22 protein-coding genes and 1 tRNA gene are annotated in these 23,653 nt (G+C 43.5%); 10 read left to right on the top strand and 13 right to left on the bottom strand.

Translation table 11 applies throughout. The features are described from left to right. Window positions 1-221 precede the first annotated feature (221 nt). The gene (locus tag AAEO50_RS19560; RefSeq protein WP_341986039.1) at window positions 222-1,271 is read left to right on the top strand and encodes a YheC/YheD family protein; all 1,050 of its coding nucleotides are present in this window, start codon (window positions 222-224) and stop codon (window positions 1,269-1,271) included. Between the two features lie 13 nt (window positions 1,272-1,284). Beyond that, window positions 1,285-2,391 (top strand): UDP-N-acetylmuramoyl-tripeptide--D-alanyl-D-alanine ligase, encoded by a 1,107-nt coding sequence (locus AAEO50_RS19555; protein WP_341986038.1) that lies wholly within the window; start codon window positions 1,285-1,287, stop codon window positions 2,389-2,391. Between the two features lie 175 nt (window positions 2,392-2,566). On the opposite strand, the gene AAEO50_RS19550 is transcribed toward AAEO50_RS19555, so the two are convergent. Beyond that, entirely contained in the window at window positions 2,567-3,817 is a 1,251-nt protein-coding gene (locus AAEO50_RS19550; RefSeq protein ID WP_341986037.1) for an ATP-grasp domain-containing protein, read from the bottom strand. A gap of 369 nt (window positions 3,818-4,186) precedes the next feature. On the opposite strand from AAEO50_RS19550, the gene AAEO50_RS19545 reads away from it, so the two are divergent. Both AAEO50_RS19545 and AAEO50_RS19540 read left to right on the top strand, forming a co-directional pair. Then, complete coding sequence (locus AAEO50_RS19545; RefSeq protein WP_341986036.1) at window positions 4,187-5,389, top strand: ATP-grasp domain-containing protein; 1,203 nt, start codon at window positions 4,187-4,189, stop codon at window positions 5,387-5,389. Window positions 5,390-5,469: 80 nt separating this feature from the next. Then, a complete protein-coding gene (locus AAEO50_RS19540) occupies window positions 5,470-5,958 on the top strand; it encodes a CotY/CotZ family spore coat protein (protein WP_341986035.1) in 489 nt (162 codons plus the stop codon). A 94-nt stretch (window positions 5,959-6,052) separates the two neighbouring features. Here the strand turns inward: AAEO50_RS19540 and AAEO50_RS19535 are convergent, their stop codons facing one another. Then, window positions 6,053-6,874: a Cof-type HAD-IIB family hydrolase gene (locus AAEO50_RS19535; RefSeq protein ID WP_341986034.1), complete on the bottom strand. Its 822-nt coding sequence runs from the start codon at window positions 6,872-6,874 to the stop codon at window positions 6,053-6,055. Between the two features lie 119 nt (window positions 6,875-6,993). Further along, a complete protein-coding gene (locus AAEO50_RS19530) occupies window positions 6,994-8,517 on the bottom strand; it encodes a BCCT family transporter (RefSeq protein WP_341986033.1) in 1,524 nt (507 codons plus the stop codon). A gap of 238 nt (window positions 8,518-8,755) precedes the next feature. Between AAEO50_RS19530 and AAEO50_RS19525 the strand changes: the two genes are divergently transcribed. Together AAEO50_RS19525 and AAEO50_RS19520 are read left to right on the top strand one after the other, a co-directional pair. Then, window positions 8,756-8,828 (top strand) — tRNA-Ala (locus tag AAEO50_RS19525). A gap of 419 nt (window positions 8,829-9,247) precedes the next feature. Next, entirely contained in the window at window positions 9,248-9,664 is a 417-nt protein-coding gene (locus AAEO50_RS19520) for a hypothetical protein (RefSeq protein ID WP_341986032.1), read from the top strand. Window positions 9,665-9,713: 49 nt separating this feature from the next. On the opposite strand, the gene AAEO50_RS19515 is transcribed toward AAEO50_RS19520, so the two are convergent. The 6 genes from AAEO50_RS19515 to AAEO50_RS19490 form a co-directional block, all read right to left on the bottom strand. Further along, window positions 9,714-10,328, bottom strand: coding sequence for a PH domain-containing protein (locus AAEO50_RS19515; protein ID WP_341986031.1), 615 nt, complete (start codon window positions 10,326-10,328; stop codon window positions 9,714-9,716). Between the two features lie 438 nt (window positions 10,329-10,766). Then, complete coding sequence (locus AAEO50_RS19510; RefSeq protein ID WP_341986030.1) at window positions 10,767-12,044, bottom strand: DUF1343 domain-containing protein; 1,278 nt, start codon at window positions 12,042-12,044, stop codon at window positions 10,767-10,769. A gap of 25 nt (window positions 12,045-12,069) precedes the next feature. Further along, window positions 12,070-14,175, bottom strand: a complete 2,106-nt coding sequence (locus AAEO50_RS19505; protein WP_425383233.1) for a glycoside hydrolase family 3 N-terminal domain-containing protein — start codon at window positions 14,173-14,175, stop codon at window positions 12,070-12,072. Window positions 14,176-14,197: 22 nt separating this feature from the next. After that, window positions 14,198-15,871 carry a serine hydrolase domain-containing protein gene (locus AAEO50_RS19500; protein WP_341986029.1) on the bottom strand — a complete coding sequence of 558 codons (1,674 nt, stop codon included), beginning with the start codon at window positions 15,869-15,871 and terminating at the stop codon, window positions 14,198-14,200. A 675-nt stretch (window positions 15,872-16,546) separates the two neighbouring features. Continuing rightward, complete coding sequence (locus tag AAEO50_RS19495) at window positions 16,547-17,230, bottom strand: alpha/beta fold hydrolase (RefSeq protein ID WP_341986028.1); 684 nt, start codon at window positions 17,228-17,230, stop codon at window positions 16,547-16,549. Window positions 17,231-17,258: 28 nt separating this feature from the next. Continuing rightward, window positions 17,259-17,426 carry a hypothetical protein gene (locus tag AAEO50_RS19490; protein ID WP_341986027.1) on the bottom strand — a complete coding sequence of 56 codons (168 nt, stop codon included), beginning with the start codon at window positions 17,424-17,426 and terminating at the stop codon, window positions 17,259-17,261. Window positions 17,427-17,602: 176 nt separating this feature from the next. Here AAEO50_RS19490 and AAEO50_RS19485 point away from each other — a divergent pair, with 176 nt between their 5' ends. Together AAEO50_RS19485 and AAEO50_RS19480 are read left to right on the top strand one after the other, a co-directional pair. Next, window positions 17,603-18,157 carry a sigma-70 family RNA polymerase sigma factor gene (locus AAEO50_RS19485; protein ID WP_341986026.1) on the top strand — a complete coding sequence of 185 codons (555 nt, stop codon included), beginning with the start codon at window positions 17,603-17,605 and terminating at the stop codon, window positions 18,155-18,157. Further along, window positions 18,150-18,803, top strand: a complete 654-nt coding sequence (locus AAEO50_RS19480; RefSeq protein ID WP_341986025.1) for a hypothetical protein — start codon at window positions 18,150-18,152, stop codon at window positions 18,801-18,803. The genes AAEO50_RS19485 and AAEO50_RS19480 overlap by 8 nt, the downstream gene beginning before the upstream one ends. Window positions 18,804-18,845: 42 nt before the next feature. On the opposite strand, the gene AAEO50_RS19475 is transcribed toward AAEO50_RS19480, so the two are convergent. Both AAEO50_RS19475 and AAEO50_RS19470 read right to left on the bottom strand, forming a co-directional pair. Continuing rightward, window positions 18,846-19,130, bottom strand: coding sequence for a hypothetical protein (locus tag AAEO50_RS19475; protein WP_341986024.1), 285 nt, complete (start codon window positions 19,128-19,130; stop codon window positions 18,846-18,848). A 194-nt stretch (window positions 19,131-19,324) separates the two neighbouring features. Next, window positions 19,325-19,567 carry a hypothetical protein gene (locus AAEO50_RS19470; RefSeq protein WP_341986023.1) on the bottom strand — a complete coding sequence of 81 codons (243 nt, stop codon included), beginning with the start codon at window positions 19,565-19,567 and terminating at the stop codon, window positions 19,325-19,327. 177 nt (window positions 19,568-19,744) lie between these two features. Between AAEO50_RS19470 and AAEO50_RS19465 the strand changes: the two genes are divergently transcribed. Together AAEO50_RS19465 and AAEO50_RS19460 are read left to right on the top strand one after the other, a co-directional pair. Continuing rightward, window positions 19,745-20,296, top strand: a complete 552-nt coding sequence (locus AAEO50_RS19465) for a GNAT family protein (RefSeq protein WP_341986022.1) — start codon at window positions 19,745-19,747, stop codon at window positions 20,294-20,296. Window positions 20,297-20,358: 62 nt separating this feature from the next. Beyond that, complete coding sequence (locus AAEO50_RS19460) at window positions 20,359-21,351, top strand: potassium channel family protein (RefSeq protein WP_341986021.1); 993 nt, start codon at window positions 20,359-20,361, stop codon at window positions 21,349-21,351. 70 nt (window positions 21,352-21,421) lie between these two features. Here AAEO50_RS19460 and AAEO50_RS19455 read toward each other — a convergent pair whose 3' ends face one another. Both AAEO50_RS19455 and AAEO50_RS19450 read right to left on the bottom strand, forming a co-directional pair. Beyond that, window positions 21,422-21,829: a YugN-like family protein gene (locus AAEO50_RS19455; protein WP_341986020.1), complete on the bottom strand. Its 408-nt coding sequence runs from the start codon at window positions 21,827-21,829 to the stop codon at window positions 21,422-21,424. Window positions 21,830-21,933: 104 nt separating this feature from the next. Further along, complete coding sequence (locus tag AAEO50_RS19450; RefSeq protein ID WP_341986019.1) at window positions 21,934-23,283, bottom strand: glucose-6-phosphate isomerase; 1,350 nt, start codon at window positions 23,281-23,283, stop codon at window positions 21,934-21,936. Window positions 23,284-23,653 lie beyond the last annotated feature (370 nt).

The following is a 23,653-nucleotide window of genomic DNA, read 5'->3' as shown; positions in this document are numbered from 1 at the left end:
GAGCGAAGCCCCTCCGCTTTTCGGCCCGCAGGCTTGCCGAGGAGGCTCACGGGTCACCCGCGGAAAGCGAAGTCTTGCACGGAAATCAACAGCGGCGTTTAACAGAGCCATGAAAATAAAAAAGGCGATAGTCCTATTACAAGTGTCGTTCCCTAATTGGGTCTTTCGTCATTTACTAGTTAGGAAGAAGATCAATTATTTATCAAAAGGAGGTTAGTCAATTGATTCGAATTGGAATGCTGCACCACAGAAAGCATCCTGACAGTGTCATCAAAGCGTACGCTTATGCAGCTGTGGCCATGGCAGAAGGAACGGAAATGATTTATTTCTCTCCGGGAGGAATAAATCTAAAAACGAAAACAATTTCAGGATTTGAATATAAAGACGGTGAATGGGTGGAAGGAACCTTCCCTTTTCCTCATGTCATCTATAACACTGGAAGTCCTGAAAAGCTGGCTAAATCCAATGATGTCATCCAAGAACTGAAGAAGAATATTCCATTTACTACTCATTCGATCGGCAATAAAATGTCTGTTTATAGACGATTAAAGGAAGCTGGAGAATTCACACAATATTTGATTCCCTCAGAGGTTGTCAGAGGGACAAATCACTTTTTCTCTTTTCTCGACGCCTATCGCAAGATTGTATTTAAACCAGTAAACGGACGTAAAGGTCAATCGATCATTCTTATTGAACGTGTTGGAAATGATTTTAGACTTTTAATAAACACGGACGATCGTCTATATTCCTATGATGAATTAAAAGAATTTGTTTCAACACATATTGGGGAAGAGGACTTTCTTGTACAGCCTTATATCAATTGCCGGACAAAAGATGGCAGCGTATTTGATTTTCGTCTTCACGTTCAGAAAAACGGTGAAGGAAAGTGGGTCATAACCTCTATCTATCCGAGAATCGGTGCCCCTGGCACGATTGTCTCGAATATCAACAGCGGGGGCTCCATGAATTATCTCGTTCCTTTTTTGAAGCAGGAATATGGAGATGATTATTTTAATATAAAGGGTTATTTAGAAAAATTCTCTTTGCTCCTGGCCCGTCATATGGATAAGTTGCAAAAAGATCGCTATTCAGAAACGATCGATGAACTTGGCATTGACGTCGCATTGGACGACCTGGGGAAGATCTGGATCTATGAAGTGAACTGGAGACCCGGGTGCCCCCCGACTTTTTATCTTGAAATGGATGTCGTGAAAAATACCATCCAATATTGCATTTATTTAGCCAAGAAAAATTCCCGAATTAAAAAATGAAAGGAGAAATACTATGAGTATAAATTTCTCCGTTGAAAGACCGATCATTGCTGTAACCGGAAGCGCAGGGAAAACCACCACCAAATCAATCATCGCCTCCATTCTCAGAACACGCTGGATTACTTTCGAATCAAGTGATTATTGGAACAGGACCGACCATACAGAAAAGCACCAGGATGAAATCAACTTCATTCACCGTGCCATCGTACTTGAGTATGGTATGGCATATCCCGGTGTAATCCAAAAGCATTGTCAGATTATCCAGCCCAACATAGGAGCGATCACGAATATCGGCACAGCTCATATCGGTAACTTCAATGGCGATATCAGAGGAATAGCAGCAGCTAAATCGGAACTTATTAAAGGAATGAATCAAAATGGTCATTTATTCCTGAACGGAGACGATAAGAATTCCAAGCTTCTGCATACGAAGAATTTCACTGGAGTACTGAAGAAGGTCAGCATTCATACCCCTTCCGATTATCAGGCAAAGAATCTGCGCTACAGCGTGGAAGGAATCAGCTTTGACCTGACGCTTTCGGGTAAATCACATACTTTTTCCATTCCTTATCATGGGGAATTCTATGTATACAATGCCCTTCTAGCCATTGCCATCGCCGACCTTCTCGGCTTTACCCCCGAAGAAATGAAACAAGGGCTGAGCGAAGTAAAGAAACCAAGGCACAGGCTTGATGTCATGCAGCTGAAAAACAATATCACGCTGATTGATGATACGGTGCACGCATTTCCGGATGCCATGAAAGGTGCCCTCGATGTATTGTCGATTCTTGAGGGAGAAAAGAAAGTGGCCGTCCTGGGAAGTATGGCAGGATTCGGAAATAAACACGAAGCAGTTCACAAAGAAGTAGGAAGGTATGTTGCCGAGAAAAAGATTGATTACCTCTTTACCTATGGCAACCTTTCCAGAAATATTGGAACTGGCGCACATGAAGCCGGAATGAACAAGCAGCGCATCTTTCACTTTAACCGATCCTCCATGCATCAACTAAATGAGAAACTGCTCAAAACCATCAAACCCAATTGGACTATACTCATCAAAGGTGCGAGCGGGCTGGAGATGGTGAATACGGTGGAGTATTGTAAGAAACACCTTGGTTGATCATTCGTCTTAAGAACTCACACCCGATTGATCAAAACCCGGACTGCTGACAGAATCAAATTAAAAATTGAACGCCTTGTTTCAAGCTAATAATATCAGCTGAAACAAGGCTTTTTAACTTACTTTTAGACTTGTACATAAAAAAGGAAGGGAAACGGACACCCTCCCTTCTCTCTTATTTAATTTCCGTTGTGATCTTTTCCTTTGGAGACTCTTCAATCCAAAACTGAATTTCCGCTGCCGCATTCTTTGCATTGGTTTCAGCCTCTTTTGCCGTTTTTCCCACTGCAGTCACATATGCATATCGGTGTCCCATCGACAATGGCGGTGTTATCACAGATCCTTTACGCGGCTTGACGTAAACCTCTACTACCCCTTGTGAAGCAAGGGCTCTATTTTTTCCTGTGACTTTCTTGAGAGTTCCTTTTTTTTCCACGGTTACGTATTGCATATACGCATTCTTTTGAAACTTAGGCTTTAAATCCGGCTCCTGTCCCATAGCCATTTTTAACGTTTCTTCCACCAGGTTGATCCCATAGGCTGCTTTGATCATGTTGTTCATTCCAGCTCCCGAGATGCGCGCATTTATTTCAATCAGCTTCCACCGAGTTCCTTTCCGGCGAAGCTCCAAATGACATGGACCGTTCTCAAGCCCGTGCTGAGCAACGATTTCTTCCACCGCCTTTTTCAATCCATCAGAAAAGTTCTTCCCTGCATTCAACATTAATTTGTAACCCATAACGATAAAACGTCGATTATAATGAATCTCCTGCTTAATCAACGCCATAATATGAACCTTTCCTTTATGAACCACCACTTCCACCAGGTACTGAGGTTCCGGAAGAAATTCTTCTATTAAAATAGGTTGATTTTCATAACGAGTCATCAACGTTTTATACCGCTCCCTATATTCTAATAGACTTTCAACCTTGTATACATCTTTCGAACCGGTGGATTGGGGAGATTTCATGATCAGTGGGAATTTATCTTTGATTTCCGGTTCCAATGCTTTGCTTTCACGATTTGTTGCAATCGTCCAGTACAAGGGGGTTGTCGATGAGTCCTTCATCAATTTCCGTGATTGAATTTTGTTTTGAATATTTTTCATTCCCGCCGTTGAAAAATGATTTAAATTAAATGCATCCGCAAGGGCACATGCTGTGTAACTATGGGGATCTACATAGCTCACAACAGCCGAAATCTCTACCCCCTTCAATACTAGAGATTTCACTTCCTTTTGGAGTACATCCATATCACTAAGATCACATAATTTCATGAGATGAACATCGGGAAACTCCTCCCGCTTGGCTATAAAGTTAGGTCTTTCAGTAAACAGGACGGTATAATATCCGAGTCTGTGTGCCGTCTTAATCGCTTCCCTACTTGAACCTGACTTAGTCGTTTCGATAAAAATGATAGACTTCATTCAAGGTACGCTCCTTCATTAATAGTATTCTCTTTCAAAGCTCAAATGGGTACGAGCAATGCTTTACCGTATAGTTTATTCTGAGAATACATACGGGGTGTAGGCTGATTCCACGTTGATTTGGCTTATATTCGGCTTTTTAAACACCATTGTCCGTTTCCGTTATATGAAAGCAACAATCTCTTTCCCGGACTTCTCCTATTGGGATTACCCTGCCTGACCAATTCCACTTCGTATTTTCGTGGGTAGGAAGTACGTCCAATTATCTGTTTCCCCCTTATACAGCCCATACTTATCCCAGAGCAGCTCATATACTGAGTAAGAGACTAAAAAAACCAAGAACACTCATAAAGGAGCTGCTTTATCCCCATGAACGAATACATCATTTATATAGGTACACATCAATCAGGCTCCTCGCGGGATGGTATTGAAGCAGGAAAGAATCTGGGCTACTCGACTATTCTATTTACAAACAACGGAAAATTTTTAAGGGAAAGAGAACTCTTTCCGGAAGTTGATGAAATGATTCAAGTGAATTTAAGGCAGGAAGAAGCGATCAGGAAAGAAATAACTTCCCTTCAGCAGCAAGGAAAGAAAATAGCATGCATCATCAGTTTTTTTGATGCTTACGTTTATTTGGCAGCCCAGCTTTCCAATGAATTCTGCGGAACCGGCATTTCCTTGGCGCCAATCACAGATTGTATGGATAAGACAGTACTCCGGACGAAACTGACTGGAAAAGACTATTCTTCTGATTTCATTAAAATGGAGCCTCCCTTTTCAAAAGAGGGAGTAAAAACAATCCCCTATCCTTTTGTGTTAAAATCCCCCGTTTCTAACGGATCGAAGGATGTCCTTCTCATTCATGATGAGAAAGAGCTGACATGGGGCATAAAGAAATTAAGCCGGAAAAAGCCTTCCACAATCCTTGTAGAAGAATACTTGGAAGGGCCGCAATACTTAATCGAAGTAGTGGTCAAAGAGGGCAAGCCCGTGATCGCAGTGGTCGTCAAACAGGAAATCAACTATCGAGAACGATTCATAGTCACCGGGTATAGTGTATCACCCGTTCACGATCAACCGTCATTAGTCAAAAAGGTGGCAGAGATCGTCAATGATCTGGGGTTTGTGAACGGAAGCTGTCACCTTGAGATGAGGCTGGTAAAGAAACAATGGAAACTAATTGAAATCAACCCGCGAATTTCAGGGGGAGCCATGAATAAGATGATCTTTGAAGCATACGGACTGAGCGTAGTGGAAGAAACGTTAAGGGTATACCTTGGAAAACCTCACAGTACCGGCCCCAAATGGAAAAAACATATCTACACCTACTATATGACCGTAAAAAAGATGGGTAAGCTCTTAAAAGTGACAGGAAAAAACAAGGCAGAAGAACAGGAAGGCATCATTGATGTTTATATAAAACCCAGAAAAGGAAAGATACTCCGCCCCCCAACTTCCATGGGGCACCGATACGGATATGTAATGGCTGGGGGAGATTCAGTCAACGAATCAGAGAAGCGTGCAAAAAATGCCTCTAAAGACATTCATTTTTATTTAGAATCCACCTGAACCGTTATATATGCACTACACCACTTCCCGAGTCAAAAATACACTAATAATAAGAGAGAGTTGAAAGGAGGAGTTTGGCGATGATTTGTCATCACGATAACTGTATATGCAAAATCCTGAATGAATTATTAGAGGAGCAATTCAAATTGGCTACTCAAAAATTCAAGTTTATATGTGAGCACGACAAGATAGACACAATCCCTTTTATTCTCTATACAAAAGAAGATAGCCGACCGTTTGAAGCACACTTACACTCAGGCAGCACCATGTTCTTTAAAATAATCGATATCGAAGAAGATTGTGCAACACTGCGGTTACTGGATGGAGTAGATATTGACGGATACACGACAGACGATCTCGAGGAATTATTCGCCCTCTATAAAACCGACAAATGCATCACCATTGACTGCAGCTGCTTTCTCGGAATTCAGCCCCTTCCTCCGAAATTCGTCAACCGGAAGCTTCCGGAGGTCAATCACGGAGACGGTCAGGGAAGCGGTCCACATGAGAGCGGGAGCTTTGGCAAGGGATATGGTTCGGGATATCATTGGGAATGCGATCCAAAGTAAGGAGTGGAGCTGAATCTGATCATTAGGTTTGGCTCTTTTTTTGTCAGGGTGGTCCGAAGTCAGAATGAAAGACTTCATCCCGCCCTGAAAATCCTTAAACTTCGGTCAATTTATTCAGAACGAACGCCTCAACTACTTCTGCAACGCCATTTTCCATGTTAGACGCTGTTACAAAATCAGCCTTCTCTTTAATATCATCCGGTGCATTTCCCATGGCCACTCCAAGACCTGCGAATTCAATCATGGCAAGGTCGTTGTAGCTGTCTCCAATGGCAATTACTTCCTCTCTTTTGATTCCCAGAGGTTTGATCAAATAATCAAGGCTCGCACCTTTTGTTACACCAAGCTGCGTGAACTCAAGGAAGTATGGCTTTGAGCGCATGACGCACAGCTCCCCGTCAAGTTCTGTCTGCAGCTTCTTTTCCACTTCAACAAGCCGGTCCGCCTCTTTGAGCATGAGTGCCTTCACGACCGGTCCATCAATTGCTTCTTTGAAACTCGGCACCACTCTCACCGGCAGTCCAGTGAGTCTGCTTTCGATATCAGCAAATTCGTTTGGCTCTTCTACAATAATAGCATCATCCGAATACGTGAGGATCCCGACGCCTTCACGCTTGCTTAAATCATATAATCTATGAGCCGTTTCAGCTGACAATGTACGGCTGTAGGTTTCATCATTTGTACTGCAATTGATGATCTTTGACCCATTAAAGGATAAAATGTAGCTTCCATATTGGTCGAGCTTCAGTTCCTCCGCAACCCAGCGCATGCCATATGTGGGACGCCCTGAAGCAAGGACCACCTTCACTCCGGATTCCTGTGCCTTCATCAAGGCCTCTTTCGTGCGTGTTGAAATCGTCTGGTCTTCACAAAGCAATGTATCATCTAAATCAAGAACAATCATTTTATAACTCATTAGTTGAAACCCCTTCTATAGTGGAAAATATATTTTCCTACTATAACATCAAAAGGATTTTTAATAAAAGGAAATGTTTGTGAACAAGGGACTCCTTCCCACAAAAAAGACAGCTGAGATCAGCTGCCTTTTTTCAATACATTGTGTTTATGCTCATTCGATTTGGACCTTAACTCCGACCGGATGTCTTTATAGAATGAAACGCCCATCAGGATTATGACCAGGGCAAAAGGAAGAGCTGCGATAATCAGCATATTCTGCAGTCCCTGGGTCCCTCCGAAATAAACAACTGCAGCCGCCATCATCGATTGAATCAAGCCCCATGAAATCTTGACCTGATTTCCCGGATTCAATCGGCCGCCGGTACTGAGCATACCCAATACAAAGGTTGCGGAATCCGCGGAAGTGATGAAGAAAATGGCGATGACAAAAATCGTGATGATAGACATAAAGGTTCCAAGCGGATATTCAGCAAGCGTCCCGAATGTCGATGTCTCCAGACTGAACTTAGAAATGGCTGCTATCCCAAGGTTCTCCAACCGCAGGGCAGAGACCCCGAATACAGAGAAGAAAATGAAACATACAAGGGATGGGAGTAATAGAACGCCAAATAAAAATTCTTTGATCGTCCGGCCTCTTGATATCCTCGCAATGAATATCCCGACGAAAGGCGCCCAGGAGATCCACCAAGCCCAATAGAAAATGGTCCAGCCATTGATCCATGTCCGGCCCTCGGCATCCATTGGTGCGATGCGCAAGCTCATCTTAAAGAAATCTGCGGCGTAATTGCCGAGTGTATTCGTAAACATATTCAAAATCAGCATGGTCGGCCCGACGATGAATAAAAGGACCAACAGGAAAGCGGCAAGACCCATATTGATATTACTCAAATATTTGATCCCTTTCCCGATGCCTGACCATGCAGACCAGATGAATAAAATGGTTGATACAGCCAATACAATCAGCTGTACAGTGAAATTGTTCGGGGTTCCGAATAAGAAGGACAATCCTCCGGTTATCTGTGCAGATCCAAATCCAAGAGTGGCTGCAACACCAACAATAGTCGCAAATACAGCAAGGACATCAATCCCCTGCCCCAATGGACCTCTCATCCTTTTTTCCCCGAATAGCGGGGTGAGTGTGGCACTGATTAAACCAGGTGCACCCCGGTTGAATTTAAAGTATGCCAATACCAGAGCAACAATTCCATATACCGCCCAAGCATGGATCCCCCAGTGGAAAAAGGAATACTTCAGCGCATCCCTTACAGCTGCATCCGTCCCCAGCTCTGCTGCCGGACTGCTTTTAAACGCATGGGAGATTGGTTCTGCCGTCGTCCAGAAGACAAGCCCCATCCCCATTCCTGCACTGAATAGCATAGCGAACCATGAAGAGTTGCTGAATTCAGGTTTTTCACCAGCCTTGCCAAGCCTGACCTTCCCATAGCGCGAAAACATTAAATATACGCAGAAAATTAAGATGCCAATAACAATAAGTAAATAAAACCAGCCGAATTTATCCAGGATTCCCTGCGTGAAGGAAGCCGTGAATCTCTCCAGATGTTTCGGGGCAACAGATCCCCATATAACAACGATCAAAGAAATAAAAAGTGAATACCAAAATACTCGTGTAGCTTGTTTCATGTGTCACCTCGCTAAATTATGTACCGTACCATGTTAACATACCTCTTTTAGATAGCCAGGAAACCGGTTGGGGGGATTTTTCTTATTATCCTCGCGGCAGGAGTTCATATACTGCCAAATCCTTCAGTGGCATTGAATAAAAATTTTCAAATAGGCACCTAAATCTTATTGACAAGAAAACAAGCTATCCTTTAAAATATTTTCATAGCCGTTAACACAGGCATACATATTGTAGCTCGGGGCATTAGCTCAGCTGGGAGAGCGTTTGGCTGGCAGCCAAAAGGTCAGCGGTTCGATCCCGCTATGCTCCATACCGAAAAAGCAGGGAAACCGTAACGGTTTCCCTGCTTTTTTTTACGTGTGACGTGAGAAATCGCTATTTTTCATGAGAAGTGAAGATTTTTTAACGAAACAAGCGGATTGGAGGCATAATTTTTTGCGGTCAAGCCTTCTCGCTATGGTGGTTTTGAGAAAATCTTTTAGTTTTAGGTGATAATCTTCGAGTTTTCATTAATAATCTTCGAGTTTTGGACGATAATCTTTCAGTTTTCACTCATAATCTTCGAGTTTTCCACAATAATCTTTCAATTGCCATGCATAATCTTCAAGTCGAAATTATGAGGTCTGGGCCAGGCACTAAAAAGGACCGCGATGAACAAAGCTGCTATTTTACAAAGAAAGAAATCCTCCTTATACTAAAACAATAGTCGTCGAAGGGTAGTGATACAGAATGCTTTACATATGGAATATCGAGAAAATCATCCAAGAGACATTATCCCGGCACAACCTAGAGATCAACTATGAAGCAAACAATCAGCTGACTGTGCCGATGAGTTATAACGTTTCCCATAATACAATAAGATTTAATTACCTGAAGATTAATGGATATATAGCGAAGTTGAATATAAGGGAGACTAAGGAGAACCTTGTAAAAATCGTTCTCTACCGGGTGCTCGGCTATTATCTGGATTTTAAGAAGAATAAGCATGACACGAGGATCCTGATGTATGGTGACGAGAAGGAAATAAAAGAATTAAAGGCATTGATCGAGAAGAACGCCTGGGTTTATGGGCGGACACTGGTGCCTGAAGAGCTGCTGACCGCTTATGGTAAAATGTATGAGCTGGATAAAGTGTTGTTAAGATAAGAAACAATGAGCGCATGCCACATCAATAATGGCAGGCGCTTTTATTTATCTAGTTCTGAATATAGCGGTTGAAAACCTCGCCGAAATCTTTTCTTGTATTCGCATTATAATGATCATTCAACCACTCAAATGCAAAGCTGGTTGTCTGTTTAAATTCATTCGAAATATCATTATCATGGAATCGGTTATTCGCAATCAAATCCCTTGCCAGTGCCAGGCTCTGGTCTGCAGAATCGATTATACGCTTCCCTTCCTGCTGGATATGGGAGATGGCAAGAAGTGATTTGTAAAGGTCAGCGATGGCTTCGCCTTCTTTTTTATCAATATCCACTGAGAATACTTGGCCGCCCATGGTGAATTTTATTTCAAGGTCCAGGTCAATGGTGCCGGCCGTTTCGATGGACACGTTGCTGATTGGATGCTGATAATATTCATAACGGTAAAGGTTACGTTTGCTGCTGGAGGCTTTCTCACCGTCTAAATGAATGAGCGCACGGTTGGTGAAGCAGTATTCGTCCGTTTTTGATTTAATGAGGAAGTGGATCTTCTCCCCGTCTTCAGTCAGAACATAGTCATCTGATTGTGTTTTATCAAAGTCTTCTCTTTTGATGATTTTCCCGATATCACTGATACCCAATGCATCGCTTGCGAATTTCTTTAGCATGATTGATAACCTCTTTTCTTTTTAATTGATTTGGTGGTTTAAACAATCCATTAAAATATTAATAACACGTATAAACCACCTTTTAATGCAGCTGTTGATTTCCGTGCAAGACTTCGCTTTCCGCGGGCGGTTGGTGAGCCTCCTCGGCATTCGCCTCGCCTGCGGGGTCTCACCTAACTCGCTTTTCCCGCAGGAGTCTTCGTCTTGCACTCCAATCAACAGCTCGAACGAGTTAAAATCAAATATGCTTTTAACGAAGATTTTTTAACACTAAAATACTCACACTACTATGCTATCAATAAAAGGGGGGGAAATGGAAGTATTTTGATAGGACCGCAACACCTTTATACATATGCTGCAGGGAATCATTTATTCTTTTTTTTGGCGTAATGAAAAAGAGCTTGAGGCAGCCTGCCTCAAGCTCTTTCAATGGATTGATCAATAAATCAAATATTCTTCACGTACTTTTTTAAACTCTTCCAGTTCTACTTCCCACTGTTCAATCATTTCTTCCACACTTCTTCCTTCTTCGATTCCTTCACGGATCCAGCCGTTTCCGATGAGGTTGTCGAAGAATGAGATGCCGGCGCTGTTTTCTGCACGGAATTGGAAGTCTTCCGGATACATGTCATGAATTGTTTTGACGATGTGCAAACCTGTTTCGACAGGTTTGAAAGCTTTTTTGTCCGTGACATGGATCTGGATACCGTGTGACAGTTTGCCTGCGTGCTTGGAGGACGCCGGTGTGAAGGACGCCGCTCTGAATGTAACGCCATCAAGTTCCAAGTCATTCAATGCCGCTGCAAGGTCGGCGGCGTTGATGAATGGTGCACCGATCAGTTCGAATGGTTTGGTTGTCCCGCGTCCCTCTGATACGTTCGTTCCTTCGATCAGTGCCGCTCCCGGATATACCAATGCCGTTTCAAGTGTCGGCATGTTCGGTGAAGGCATGACGAACTCCAGTGATGTTTCATCATAATACATCCCGCGTTTCCAGCCTTCCATTTCCACGACGGTCAGGTCTGCGCCGATTTCAAATTCTGTGTTGAATAGCTTGGCTAGTTCCCCGACTGTCATCCCATGGCGAAGAGGGATGCTGTATTTACCCACAAATGAAGAATACTCCATTTCAAGTACCGGTCCTTCGACTTCTTCACCGCTTAATGGGTTTGGACGGTCCAGTACGATGATTGGGATATCATTTTCTTTTGCCGCTTCCATTGCATACGCCATTGTGTAGATATACGTATAGAAGCGTGTTCCTACATCCTGGATATCAAACAGGAGGACTTCAACGTTTTCAAGCATTTCAGGTGTCGGCTTTTTTGTTGCTCCGTATAAGCTGTATACCGGAAGACCTGTTCTCTCATCAATGTAAAATTCAACATATTCACCAGCCTGTGCATCTCCGCGGACACCATGCTCTGGTCCGTACAGGGCCGTCAATTCAACATCCGGGTCATTGTGCAGTGTGTCTACGATACTATTCAGCTCTTGATCGACACCTGTAGGGTTCGTGATCAGGCCAACTTTTTTCCCTTCGATGAGGTGCTTTTCTTCTTTCAGAAGCTGCTCGACACCAAGTGAGAATTCCTTATGCTTGCCTTTTCCCTTTCCATGTCCGTGACTTTTTCCGTTATTTTCATGAGCAGATCCTGCTGACATCGTCGATAGGACCAGGACCAGTGCGAGTAGTGCAATCATCCACTTTTTCAATAACTTCCCCTCCAATTTTTATAAATTAATAGGTTAAGCCGTGACCAAATTCGTATAGAGTGCCTTCATCCACGCCTGGGATTGATACCGGCAGCTTCCCGCCAGGTGTGTTTGTTCCGAAGATCGTTGCCGCGGTTGCTTTGAAGCTTGCTGTACGGAAACCGTATTGAGCAAGGTAAGCGTCCACTTCGCTGTTATAGGCCATGATGTCGTATGGGTTGCGGATTCCGACTGCAATCACCGGGGCTTCCGTTTCTGAGCCCAAGGCTTTTACCAGCTGCATCTGGGCACTTTCCGCTGATCTGCCCGAAACATTATAAGTGTAAGTTCCAACGATGACAGCTGACGCTTCCCTGATTTCCGCTTTCTGTTCCTCTGTTAGCTGATAGGTTGATGGCGCCTCGATGACGGTTGTATTTTCATGGTGCTGTTTCACTGCATTCCCCAAGTTCTCAATGAAGGATCTTCCAACTACCACTACTTTTTCATCGGCAGCTGCATTCAGAGGAAGGGCCTGCTCATTTTTCACCAGGGTGATGGAGCGTTCTGCCGCTTCTTTCTCAACTTGCTTATGTTCTTGGGAGCCAACGATTTCACTTGCCTGTGCGATTTTCTCTTCTAATGGAAGAGGCGTTTCTTCCTTGATGACACCTCGTTTGATTTTCAGTGAAAGGATTCTTTCAACAGATGCTTCGATTCGGTCGACCGACAGTTCTCCGCTGTCGACAGCATCGAGCAGCCCTTGTCTTACTTCACTTAATCCGACCGGCATAAGGACGATATCCGTGCCTGCTTTCACTGCGCGGACGGCAGCGTCCACTGCACCGAAATGATCCGCGATCGCTTTCATATTCATCGCATCGGTGGTGATGATGCCTTCATAGCCCATTTCTTCACGCATTAATTCTGTCAGGACTTTATGAGAAAGAGTGGCTGGCACCGCAATTTCTTCACCTGTTTTTTTAGAAATTGCTTTGGAATCGTCGATTTTAGGGAACGTGACGTGTGCCGTCATGATCGCATCGATTCCTGCATTCATTGCCTGCTGAAACGGATACAGTTCCACTTCCATCAAGCGCTCTTTATCATGTGGCACTTCAGGAAGTCCTAAATGGGAATCCACAGCCGTGTCTCCGTGACCCGGGAAGTGCTTGGCTGTCGCTGCTACACCGGTTGATTGAAGACCTTCTGTGTAAGCCACTCCCATTTCAGCTACCAATTCAGGATCCCCACCGAAAGAACGGACACCGATTACCGGGTTGTCTGGGTTATTGTTGACGTCCATTACCGGTGCAAAGTTGACGTTTATTCCGAGTGAATGCAGTTCTTCACCGATTGCTTTCCCAACGTTATGGGCAATCTCAGCTGATCTTGTGGCACCTAATGCCATATTCCCCGGAAAGTCGGTACCGGATTGAAGACGAGTGACGATTCCGCCTTCCTGGTCGATCGTCATCAATAAGCCATACTTCTCCGCAGCCTCTTGATAATCAGCTACCAGTTTCGTTGTCTGTTCCGTTGTCACTACATTTTCACGGAATAAAATTACCCCTCCGAGATGATAGTCTTTCACCAATTGTTCGATTTTAGGGAGCATTTCTGTTACATTTTCACCGTCCCAATTTCTGAAGTCAGGCATCAGCATCTGACCTATTTTTTCTTCAATCGTCATGTTCGCGATTGCCTCACCTACAATGTCATAGCGCTCTCTTTCTTCCTTCACGATCATAGCCTTGGATGCCGGCTTGCCTTTCTCCCCTTTTTCAGGAGCAGGTTTTACATGCACGGCAATTCGATCTGTATAATCTCCATTCGTCAATTTGATAAAGGATTTACCGCTGTTGCCTGTTAACGTGACATTTCCGTTATCATCTACAGATGCTACATTCTTGTTGGATGAACTCCAGTCCAAACCTTCCGATACAAATGTGAAGTGTCCATCCTCATACACATTCAGTGCCTTCAATTCGAATTCCTCACCGGAATTTGAAACATCCACTTGCGGAGCGTTTTGATAGATGATGAGATCTTTCAACGGGCTCTCTGCTTTCGCATTGTTCATCGGCATTCCTGAGATAATCATCGCCAGCACAAGAACCGTTAGAGAGAGTACCTTATACGTATGCTTCATCTTTTCTCCTCCTTTTTCCTATTTAATAACTTCTTTTCTCCCAGCCTGTGAAGACAGGCTGAAGTTTTTCACCATTTGAAAGGTTCAGTTCGATATCTTTGACATACCAGCCGCGGGAATTAGCATACGAATCTGTTTCGTACGTAAAACGTATGAACTTGGTACCCGCTGGTATTGACACTTCTTCTTCTGACCAGTCTTCGCTGTTACCTGTGAATTCACTTCCGGCTGCCGTCCATGTTTCCCCATCAGGTGATGTTTCCACATGACCGAAGTCAGAATTATTCTCAATTCGATACCAGGTATAAATCGATAAAGCAGCATCCTCCTCAATATTCACTTCCGCTGTCAAACTGCGGTCCAATTGATCACCGTACCCTGAAAACCACGCTTCTTCTTTCTTAGGCATTTCGACCGGGATCGAATCTGCAACCAATCGTGCAAATGGACGTCTGGCTGTATTGGTCGATACCGTGCTTCGTGATGGATGGACACGGTTTGTCAGCAGGATGGCAATCGTGTCATTATCTTGATTCACCACGATCGATGTCCCGGTGTATCCTGTGTGGCCAAGGGAGTTCTCATCTGATAACCCATCCATGAACCATCCCTGGTTCAGTTCCCAGCCAAGTCCATGATCGTCTCCAGGGAACTCGGGAATTTGATTTTCGGAAAGCAATTTGATCGTTTCAGGCTGGAGGATTTGTTTCCCGCCGTAACGCCCTTCTTTTACAAACATATGTACGAATTTAGCCAGGTCTTCTGCAGTCGAGAATACCCCGGCATGACCTGCGACACCGTCCAGTGACCAGGCATTTTCATCATGCACTTCCCCCCATACGAGCCCTCTATCGATCGCCGGCTGATATTCAGTGGCGGCGATTCTTTCTTTAAGTGAAGCTGGCGGGTTGTACATCGTGTCTTTCATTCCAATTGGTTCTGTTATGTTTTCTTTCACAAATTCATCGAGGCGCTGTCCGGATAATCGTTCAATGATGGCACCTAACGTAATCATGTTTAAATCACTGTATGTATAGGCGGTGCCGGGCTCGTTCGCTAGCGGATGATTGAATACGATTTGCATTCTGTCCTCTCTATCATTCCCTTTACTATAAAGTGGAATCCATGCCGTGAATCCGGATGTGTGAGTCATCAGCTGTCTGATTGTGACTTCTTCTTTTCCATTCGCCGCGAATTCAGGTATATAATCCGCAACTGGATCATCCAGCTGGAATGCCCCGTCCTCATAAAGGATCATCGCTGCTGTTGTAGTGAAGATTTTACTGATGGAGGCGAGGTCGAAAATCGTGTCCTTCTCCATAGCGATCGGGGAGTCTGCTTCAGTGAAATCACCGTCCGTATACCTGTACGCATCCCCATAAGCACCATGCTTCACGATATGGCCGCTTCTAGCGACAAGCGCTACAGCCCCAGGCATGACACCATCGGCAATCTTCTCTTCCATCAATGGATCGATCCCATCCAAAGTCGATTGCATCATACCTGCTCCCCGTGCTGAACCGGGATGAAGGACAGGCGATGAAGGTGCCGGATTCCCCCAAGTGAATGCAGGGTGTGCCTGAACATTTTCCGCTTCGGATACTGCCCTGTCATTTTCCCCACCTTGAGCAAGAACTGCGGGACTAAATAACGAGGTACACATCAAAGCAGTTAAAGCAATTGATCTCTTTTTCATCCATCTTTTCCTCCTTATGGTCAAAAATGTAAGGGCTTCCATTTACTCTACTATTCTAGTTTATGGAATTGGTAGTATAGATGTCTATACCACTTAAGTCCTGTTAATGCACATAATGTCGTAATAACGTATGACATATGAACTGTTTTGAATATTTTGATTATTTATGTCGAGCTGAAGGTTGTTTTTGGGAGGTTAATAGAGTGGATGGTCAGGGAGGATATCAAAAAGAAGAGGCGGGGACAAAACTTATAACCCCCAAACAAAGGACGAACAATTTCGGTGAAGGCTCTTATTACCGCTAATGATTTCCGTGCAAGACTTCACTTTCCGCGGGTAGCCCGTGAGCCTCCTCGGAGCTGCGCTCCTGCGGGGTCTTACTTGTCCAGCTGCAGGGCTTAGAGGCACAGGTCATAAGCCAAACCGACCAAGAAGGCAAAGAGCGCCTTCTAGGCCGATTCGTCTTATGCCCCCCCGCCTCTGAGCAAAGCCCTTCCGCTTTTCTTATAAGCTACTCTTCCCGAAGGAGTCTTCGTCTTGCACTCCAATCAACCGCTGGAACAGCTACAAACTAAACGCACAATAAAACCCGACCTAATTTGAATTCTGGAATTCAATTAGGTCGAGTTTTACTAAAACTAAAACACTTTTGTCCCAGCCTCTTTACGTAAACAATTAGTTCATTCTCTGAAGAAAACTCTCCACCATGCGATTGTAAATTTCATGCTGATCGATGTTGGCGGTGTGACCTGCACCTGGTATCAGGCCGATTGAGATGTCTGGATTATGTCTTTTCATGTGAAGAGCTGATTCGACTTCATACAATTCATTGCTGCCATTCAGGACAAGAACAGACGGAATGATGCCTTTAATTTCATCCTCGCTTACTGAAGGATAATGATAGGTCATTTTATATAGCACATTCTTCATCGTTGCCTTCCACTTTTCACCGTGTAGCTCCTTGAATTGTTGGGCAATATCCTGATCATTTTTTTCTATATTCATGAAATGATGATATTGACTTTCCATCATATCTTTAAACTCTTCCGGAATGAACGGGGAATAGCCTGTGAGAATAATTCCTTTTACAAGGTCCGGTTCTCTAAGGGCAGTGTGGATTGCCAGTGAAGCCCCTAGTGATAACCCTAAGAGATACCCTCTTCCCTTGCTCTTTAATTCATTAATTATATAGTCGATTGTCTGTTCGATGTAATCTTGCTCCGCCTCAAGCGTTGAGCCGCCATGTCCAGGCAAATCAATTAACTCCACTTCATATCCATCAGTAAAATGATCTTTCTGATGAATAAAATGTGTTTCTGCGGTGCCCATGAATCCATGTAATAAATAGATTTTTTCCATCAAACTCCCCTTTTCTCTTCCTTGAAAATTATTTTTGTACAACCTTATTGAATAAGAATGACGTACTAAATGTCATGATAATCAAAATAAGGACGCTGGCAATGGGAGCAAGCCCCCTGTTTTCTTCAAAGCCGTCTAATATCCCAGAATAAATTCCTGCCATTATGGCCGTCAAGATGATATTGCTTGTCCTCATATAGACGATCCTCCTCCCCATATGTAAAAGTGCTCCATTCAATTATACTCCACATAATTGGAAAAAGTCTCCATACAAAAAGTACTCTTCATACATTTTTTCCACAAATTTCAAAACTTTCACCCAACGCCATGCGTCAAATTGGTAGAATGGAGAGGACGAAAGCGGGTGATTTTTTGCAGAAAAATCAATATGATGCCTTTCCTTACACATCCAGGGACCTCATTCTGGAAAAAGCAATGAGTGAGTATGGCAACGATATATATTACATAGTGTATTCCTACGTGAAAGACCACAGCCTGGCTGAAGACCTGACGCAGGAAGTATTTGTGAAGGTTTACAAGAAGATGGATACCTTTCGTGAGGAATCCTCATTAAAGACATGGATTGTCCGGATGGCAATCAACCATTGCAAGGACTATCTAAGGCGGTGGGATACGAGGATGATTTCCTTCACTAACACCATCAATGATATGGTGAAGGGAAAATTCGGCACACCTGAGCAAAGTCTCATTCAAGAAGAAACCAACAGTGAACTTATACAAAATTTATTATCGCTGCCAGTGAAATACCGGGAAATCATCTTTTTATTTTATTTTGAAGAAATGAAGCTGGCGGAAATTGCACAGTGCATGGATCTGAACATCAATACAGTCAAGACGCGTTTAGCAAAAGGAAGAAAATTGTTGGGAGCCGCATACCAGAACAGTGAGGTGTATAACAATGGATGAATTGAGTCGTTTACGTGGGTTGATGAAAAAAGAAACGTTCAAGGATCATGGTTTCACTGAAAAAATGCGAAGGAATATTTTAGATGAAATACATTCTGGCAAAAGCAAATCTTCCCATAGCAGGAAACCTGTGCTTGCCCCTGTCATGTCAGCCGTATTCATGTTCGCCTGCCTTTCCTTGTTTATTTATTTCGGGGGGAGCGAGCTTGGTATTTTCGATAATGGCAAGAATGCAAGTCAGACAAATTTTCAGCATGTGGATCTTCATGATAACGAGAATGATCCAAATTGGATTAAAAAAATCAAACTGCCGACATTGGTTCCTTTTGAAGTTGTGGATCGAACCTACAAACATACTCCTCAAGATGGGTTTGACATCTATTCTGTCAAATTATCAGGACCGGAGAGACAAAGATTGACGATCGCTCAAGATGTGGGACTTGAATCAGCTACCCCTGCCATGTACGAACCGGTGAAAATCGGTGATGTAACAGGCAGCTACCGTGAAAATAAGGAACTGGGGACGAGTCACCTTATCTGGTACAAAGATGGTGTCTTGTATTCAATAGGCTACAACCCGCGCACTTCTGATGTCTTGCTTGGGAAAGGAGATTTGGTCAGCATTGCGGAGTCCTTCAAGAATTAAAAGAAAAAATGATTATGTCGCAGGACATAATCATTTTTCGTTTTATTCTACTCCATAAGTTGTTTTTAAATAGTTATTGTTTTTATCATAATAAACTTTTTTCCAGTATTGTTCAGAGGTATCTAAGTAATGGTAAATGTTGTAATAGGTCGTTCTGCTAAACCCCTGATATTCCCAAGACAAGCTTCCGTAGCCTCCTGGCGGCCCCTCGATGCTTCTGTTAATATCCCCTGCCGCCGAAGTTGAAGTTCCAATGACCGTCATCGCTGAAAAAATCAGTGCCAAAGCAAGCATTGCTTTCATTCCGTTTTTCCATACCTGTCTCAACCTGCCATCCCCCTGTCATCCCACTTTTCACAAATTACAATACTCTCTTAGCATACTTCCATTTATTGTATTTTTCAATAAAATAATAGTGAAAAAGTAGGGTATTGGAATATTTGCGGGGTAGGGTGGAGGGTTTATTATCAATAATCGTCAGTTTCTTATTACTAATCTCCTGCAAAGTTTCCCCGCTCCATTTATTCGTTCTCAACGAACAAATGGACAACAAGGAACTGCTCTATTATTTCATTGTTGAGATTCAGCAGTGTCTCAAATGAGGTTTTTATGATTCTCCCTTCAATAAAGGAGGATTCTTCCCGTTCAAACTTAAAGGTCAATAGAGTTCCTGCCTCTTTCATTTTCAGCAATGGCGAAATGTCATCAAACTCCTGCTTGTGAAAAACTTCGGGCTGCCCCTCTATACAAAAGTGAACGATCATAGTACAACTCTCCTTGTTTTCAAGTTTTTTGTTTACGCTTGTAGTACCCGCCTTACCGGGAACCAAAACATGCCTTCTTTCAGTCAGGCAAAAAGGAAAAACTCACACTTTACTTTTCGAAATTTTCCTTATTTTCTAATATACTCGTGATATACTCATTTTAAAGGAGAGATGAAGATGACAACGACAACCTACCCAATCTTTGAAACGGAGCGATTGATCTTACGCCAGATCACCAATGAAGATGTCAGTTTTTTATTTAAGCATTATACTTCCAGGGAAGTGCTGCAGTATTTCGGCATGAGCCCCATCTCTTCTAAAGAAGTGGCCGAGGATATGATTGAGAACTTCGAGAAGCAGTTGGCAGTCGGAGGTCCGATGCGTTGGGCGATTGTGGATAAAAGCACCGACGAGATGATGGGAACATGCGGATTTCATGGAATTGCGAAGTCTTATAAACGATGCGAAATCGGATATGACCTTCACCCGGATTACTGGGGGAATGGAATTATGGGGGAAGCGTTAAAACCACTCATTACGTATCTTTTTATAGAAAGAGAAATGAACCGTATCGGTGCAGTGATCGTCCCGAATAATCAGGCTTCATCCCGTGTCGTGGAAAAGCTTGGTTTCCGGCGCGAAGGCCTGCTGCGTGAATACATTCTGCAGGAAGACACCATGTATGACGCATACATGTATAGTATGTTAAAGAAAGAATGGCTGGATTAGTTATGAGATAACCCTGTTTAGGCAATAATGGTCAGTGCGGATAAAAAAGGGAGGCTGGTTGAATGGTTCAGCAGCTGTTTCATCAATTTTTGCGCTGGCCTTTATTATTGCGGATATTTATGATTGCCATAAGTCTGATGACGATATTTGGCATCCTTATACACTTTATCGAGCCTGATACGTTTCCGTCCTGGTTTGACGGGATTTGGTGGGCCATCATCACGATGTCGACTGTGGGGTATGGGGACTTTGTTCCGACTTCCAACGAGGGCAGGATCTTTGGCATCGTTCTTATCTTGGTCGGGGCAGGATTTCTTTCTACATACTTTATTACATTAGCGACCAATACAGTCATGTCGCAAAATGCCTATATTGAAGGAAAAGCGGACTTCAAAGGGAAAGACCATGTAGTGATTATCGGATGGAATGAACGTGCCAGGGAGATCATCGGTCAGTTGAACTCGCTTCATTTCCGCGGGCAGATCATTCTGATTGACGAAACACTTGAACAGAATCCATATCGAAATCATCATATCCATTTCATCAAGGGAACTCCCTTTAAGGATAAGGTACTGAAAAAAGCAAGTATGCATGAAGCTTCGATCGCCATCATCACAGCGGATCAGAATCGAAATGAAATGGAAGCCGATATGCATACTGTCCTGACACTGCTTGCGGTAAAAGGGAATCATCCGGATGTGTATACCGTAGTGGAAATCCTTCAGAAGGACCAAGTCATAAATGCTGAGCGTGCTGGAGCGAATGAGGTTGTCCAAACCAATATGCAGACAAGCTATGTCATGATCAACAGCATCATTTCACAAGGGATGTCCAAGGCGATCCTGAAGCTTCTGAATCATCTCAGGGGAAACCACCTGCAGCTTGTTCCGATTACTGAAGACTGTGTAAATGAAACTTTCCAAAGTTTAAGTCAGAGGCTTCTGCAAAAAAATATCATCCTGCTTGGAATCAAAAAGGGGGAGGAAACATCGGTAAATCCTCCATTGACGACAATCGTGGAAGCTTCAGATGAACTTCTTGTCATTACCAATTAGGTTCGAGGGAATGAAAAAGCTGACTCCCGTCATAGGAGCCAGCTTTTTTGATTCAATTAATTCCAGCATTTTAGTTTGTCATAATCGTATCTTCCAGTTCTTTCACAAGCTCCCGTCCGATGTCGACGTATTTGTCCGGAATACTTGCATCAGGGTCCTCCGGTTCGGAGAATTGATTAACCGTCCCGGAAAAATCACCGGCAGTGGCAAAATCATCGAGTCCCCTTTGATATTTATGTCCCAGCAGGAATGGCTTCCCGAATTCAACCGTTGCACCTCTGGAATCAAGCTGGCCGTCAATCGCTCTGAAAGGAACACGCAGGAATTGATAGCCGACCTCGTCGTCGATCTTATAATCAAAGTAGCCATGATCATACTCCCAATTACCGCCGATTGTATAGCCAAGTGGTTTAAGAAGCTGTTCAAGCTTGTACAGTTCATAATGTTTACCTTCAATAGTCGATGAAAGCTCAATCACTCAAATCATACCCCTTTCTTTAGGCATAGTTTTTCCTAAAGAGGAGGAAAAATGTATAAAAAAAGCGCGGAGAATTGAATCTCACACGCTCAATATTATGAAATTTACTTCAAACGTTTTTCTAGTTCTGCTTTCTTTTCTTCAAATCCAGGTTTCCCAAGAAGTGCAAACATGTTCACTTTGTATGCTTCTACTCCAGGCTGGTCAAATGGATTGACGCCAAGAAGATATCCACTCATAGCACATGCTTTTTCGAAGAAGTAAACCAGGTAGCCGAATGTGTAGGCATCCATCGCCGGAATTTCAACGATCAGGTTAGGTACTCCACCATCTGTATGTGCAAGAAGAGTTCCTTCAAATGCTTTGTTGTTCACAAAGTCAACCGTTTCTCCTGCAAGGTAGTTCAGACCATCAAGGTCACTGTCCGCTTTTTCAATCTTCAGCTCATGACGAGGTTCCTGTACTTTGATGACAGTCTCAAATAGGTCACGGCGCCCCTCCTGAACATATTGTCCAAGAGAGTGAAGATCTGTGGAGAAGTTTGCGGATGAAGGGAAGATCCCTTTCTGGTCTTTTCCTTCACTTTCACCGAACAACTGCTTCCACCATTCAGAGAAATATTGTAATCCAGGCTCATAATTGATGAGCATTTCAATTGTTTTCCCTTTGTTGTAAAGCACATTACGGACAGCTGCGTATTGATATGCAGGGTTTTCAGTCAGTTCAGACTTACTGAAGTCTTCTCGTGCCTCTGCAGCACCCTTCATCATCTGTTCAATTTCAACTCCGCTTACCGCGATCGGCAAGAGACCGACAGCTGTAAGAACAGAGTAGCGGCCGCCGACATCATCAGGTACAACGAACGTTTCATAGCCCTCGTCATTCGCCAATGTCTTAAGTGCACCCTTTGCTTTATCCGTTGTTGCATAAATCCGCTTGCGTGCTTCTTCCACACCATACTTCTCTTCAAGCATCTTACGGAAGATACGGAATGCGATCGCCGGCTCGGTTGTCGTACCCGACTTTGAAATCACGTTGATTGAGAAGTCTTTTCCATCCAGGAGGTCCATCAAATCTCTCATGTAAGTAGAGCTGATGTTCTGCCCAAGGAAAAGCACCTGCGGAGTCGAGCGCTTCTCTTTTGGAAGAGCATTATAGAAGCTGTGATTCAGCATTTCAATTGCAGCACGCGCTCCCAGGTAAGATCCGCCTATCCCAATCACAAGCAGGACATCAGAATCACTCTTGATTTTTTCAGCAGACTTTTGAATGCGGGAGAATTCTTCTTTATCATAATCCACAGGAAGGTCGACCCATCCCAAGAAGTCACTTCCAGCACCTGTTTGTTCGTGTAAAGAATGATGCGCTACTTTCACTGCATCACTTAAGTATGTAAGTTCATGTTCTCCAAAAAACGATAACGCTTTTGAATAATCAAAACGAATGTGTGTCATAACCATCCTCCGATTAATTTATTTTTCTTCTATCTCACTTTATCGAATGCTGAGACGATAATCAAGAACGCTCCCTTTTTGAAAGCGCAGTCATGATGAATTTTTTCTTATCTTGTTGATTTTGCCCTGTTTATGGTGGTTTAAAACAAAGATTTTGCTTCGAACTCCGCTGTTGACTTCCGTGCAAGACTTCACTTTCCGCGGGTAGCCCGTGAGCCTCCTCGTCACTTCGTTCCTTCGGGAAGAAAAGCGGAGGGGCTTTGCTCAGAGGCGGGTGGCATAAGGCGAATCGGCCACGAAGGCGTTCTTTGCCTTCTTGGACGAGTTGACTTATGACATGTGCCTCTAAGCCCTGGAGCTGGACAAATAG

This window comes from Rossellomorea oryzaecorticis (assembly GCF_038405515.1).
GTDB classification, from domain to species: Bacteria; Bacillota; Bacilli; order Bacillales; family Bacillaceae_B; genus Rossellomorea; species Rossellomorea oryzaecorticis_A.
Note: the sequence above shows the minus strand (reverse complement) of the source record. Positions and strands in the feature narration are given on the sequence as shown.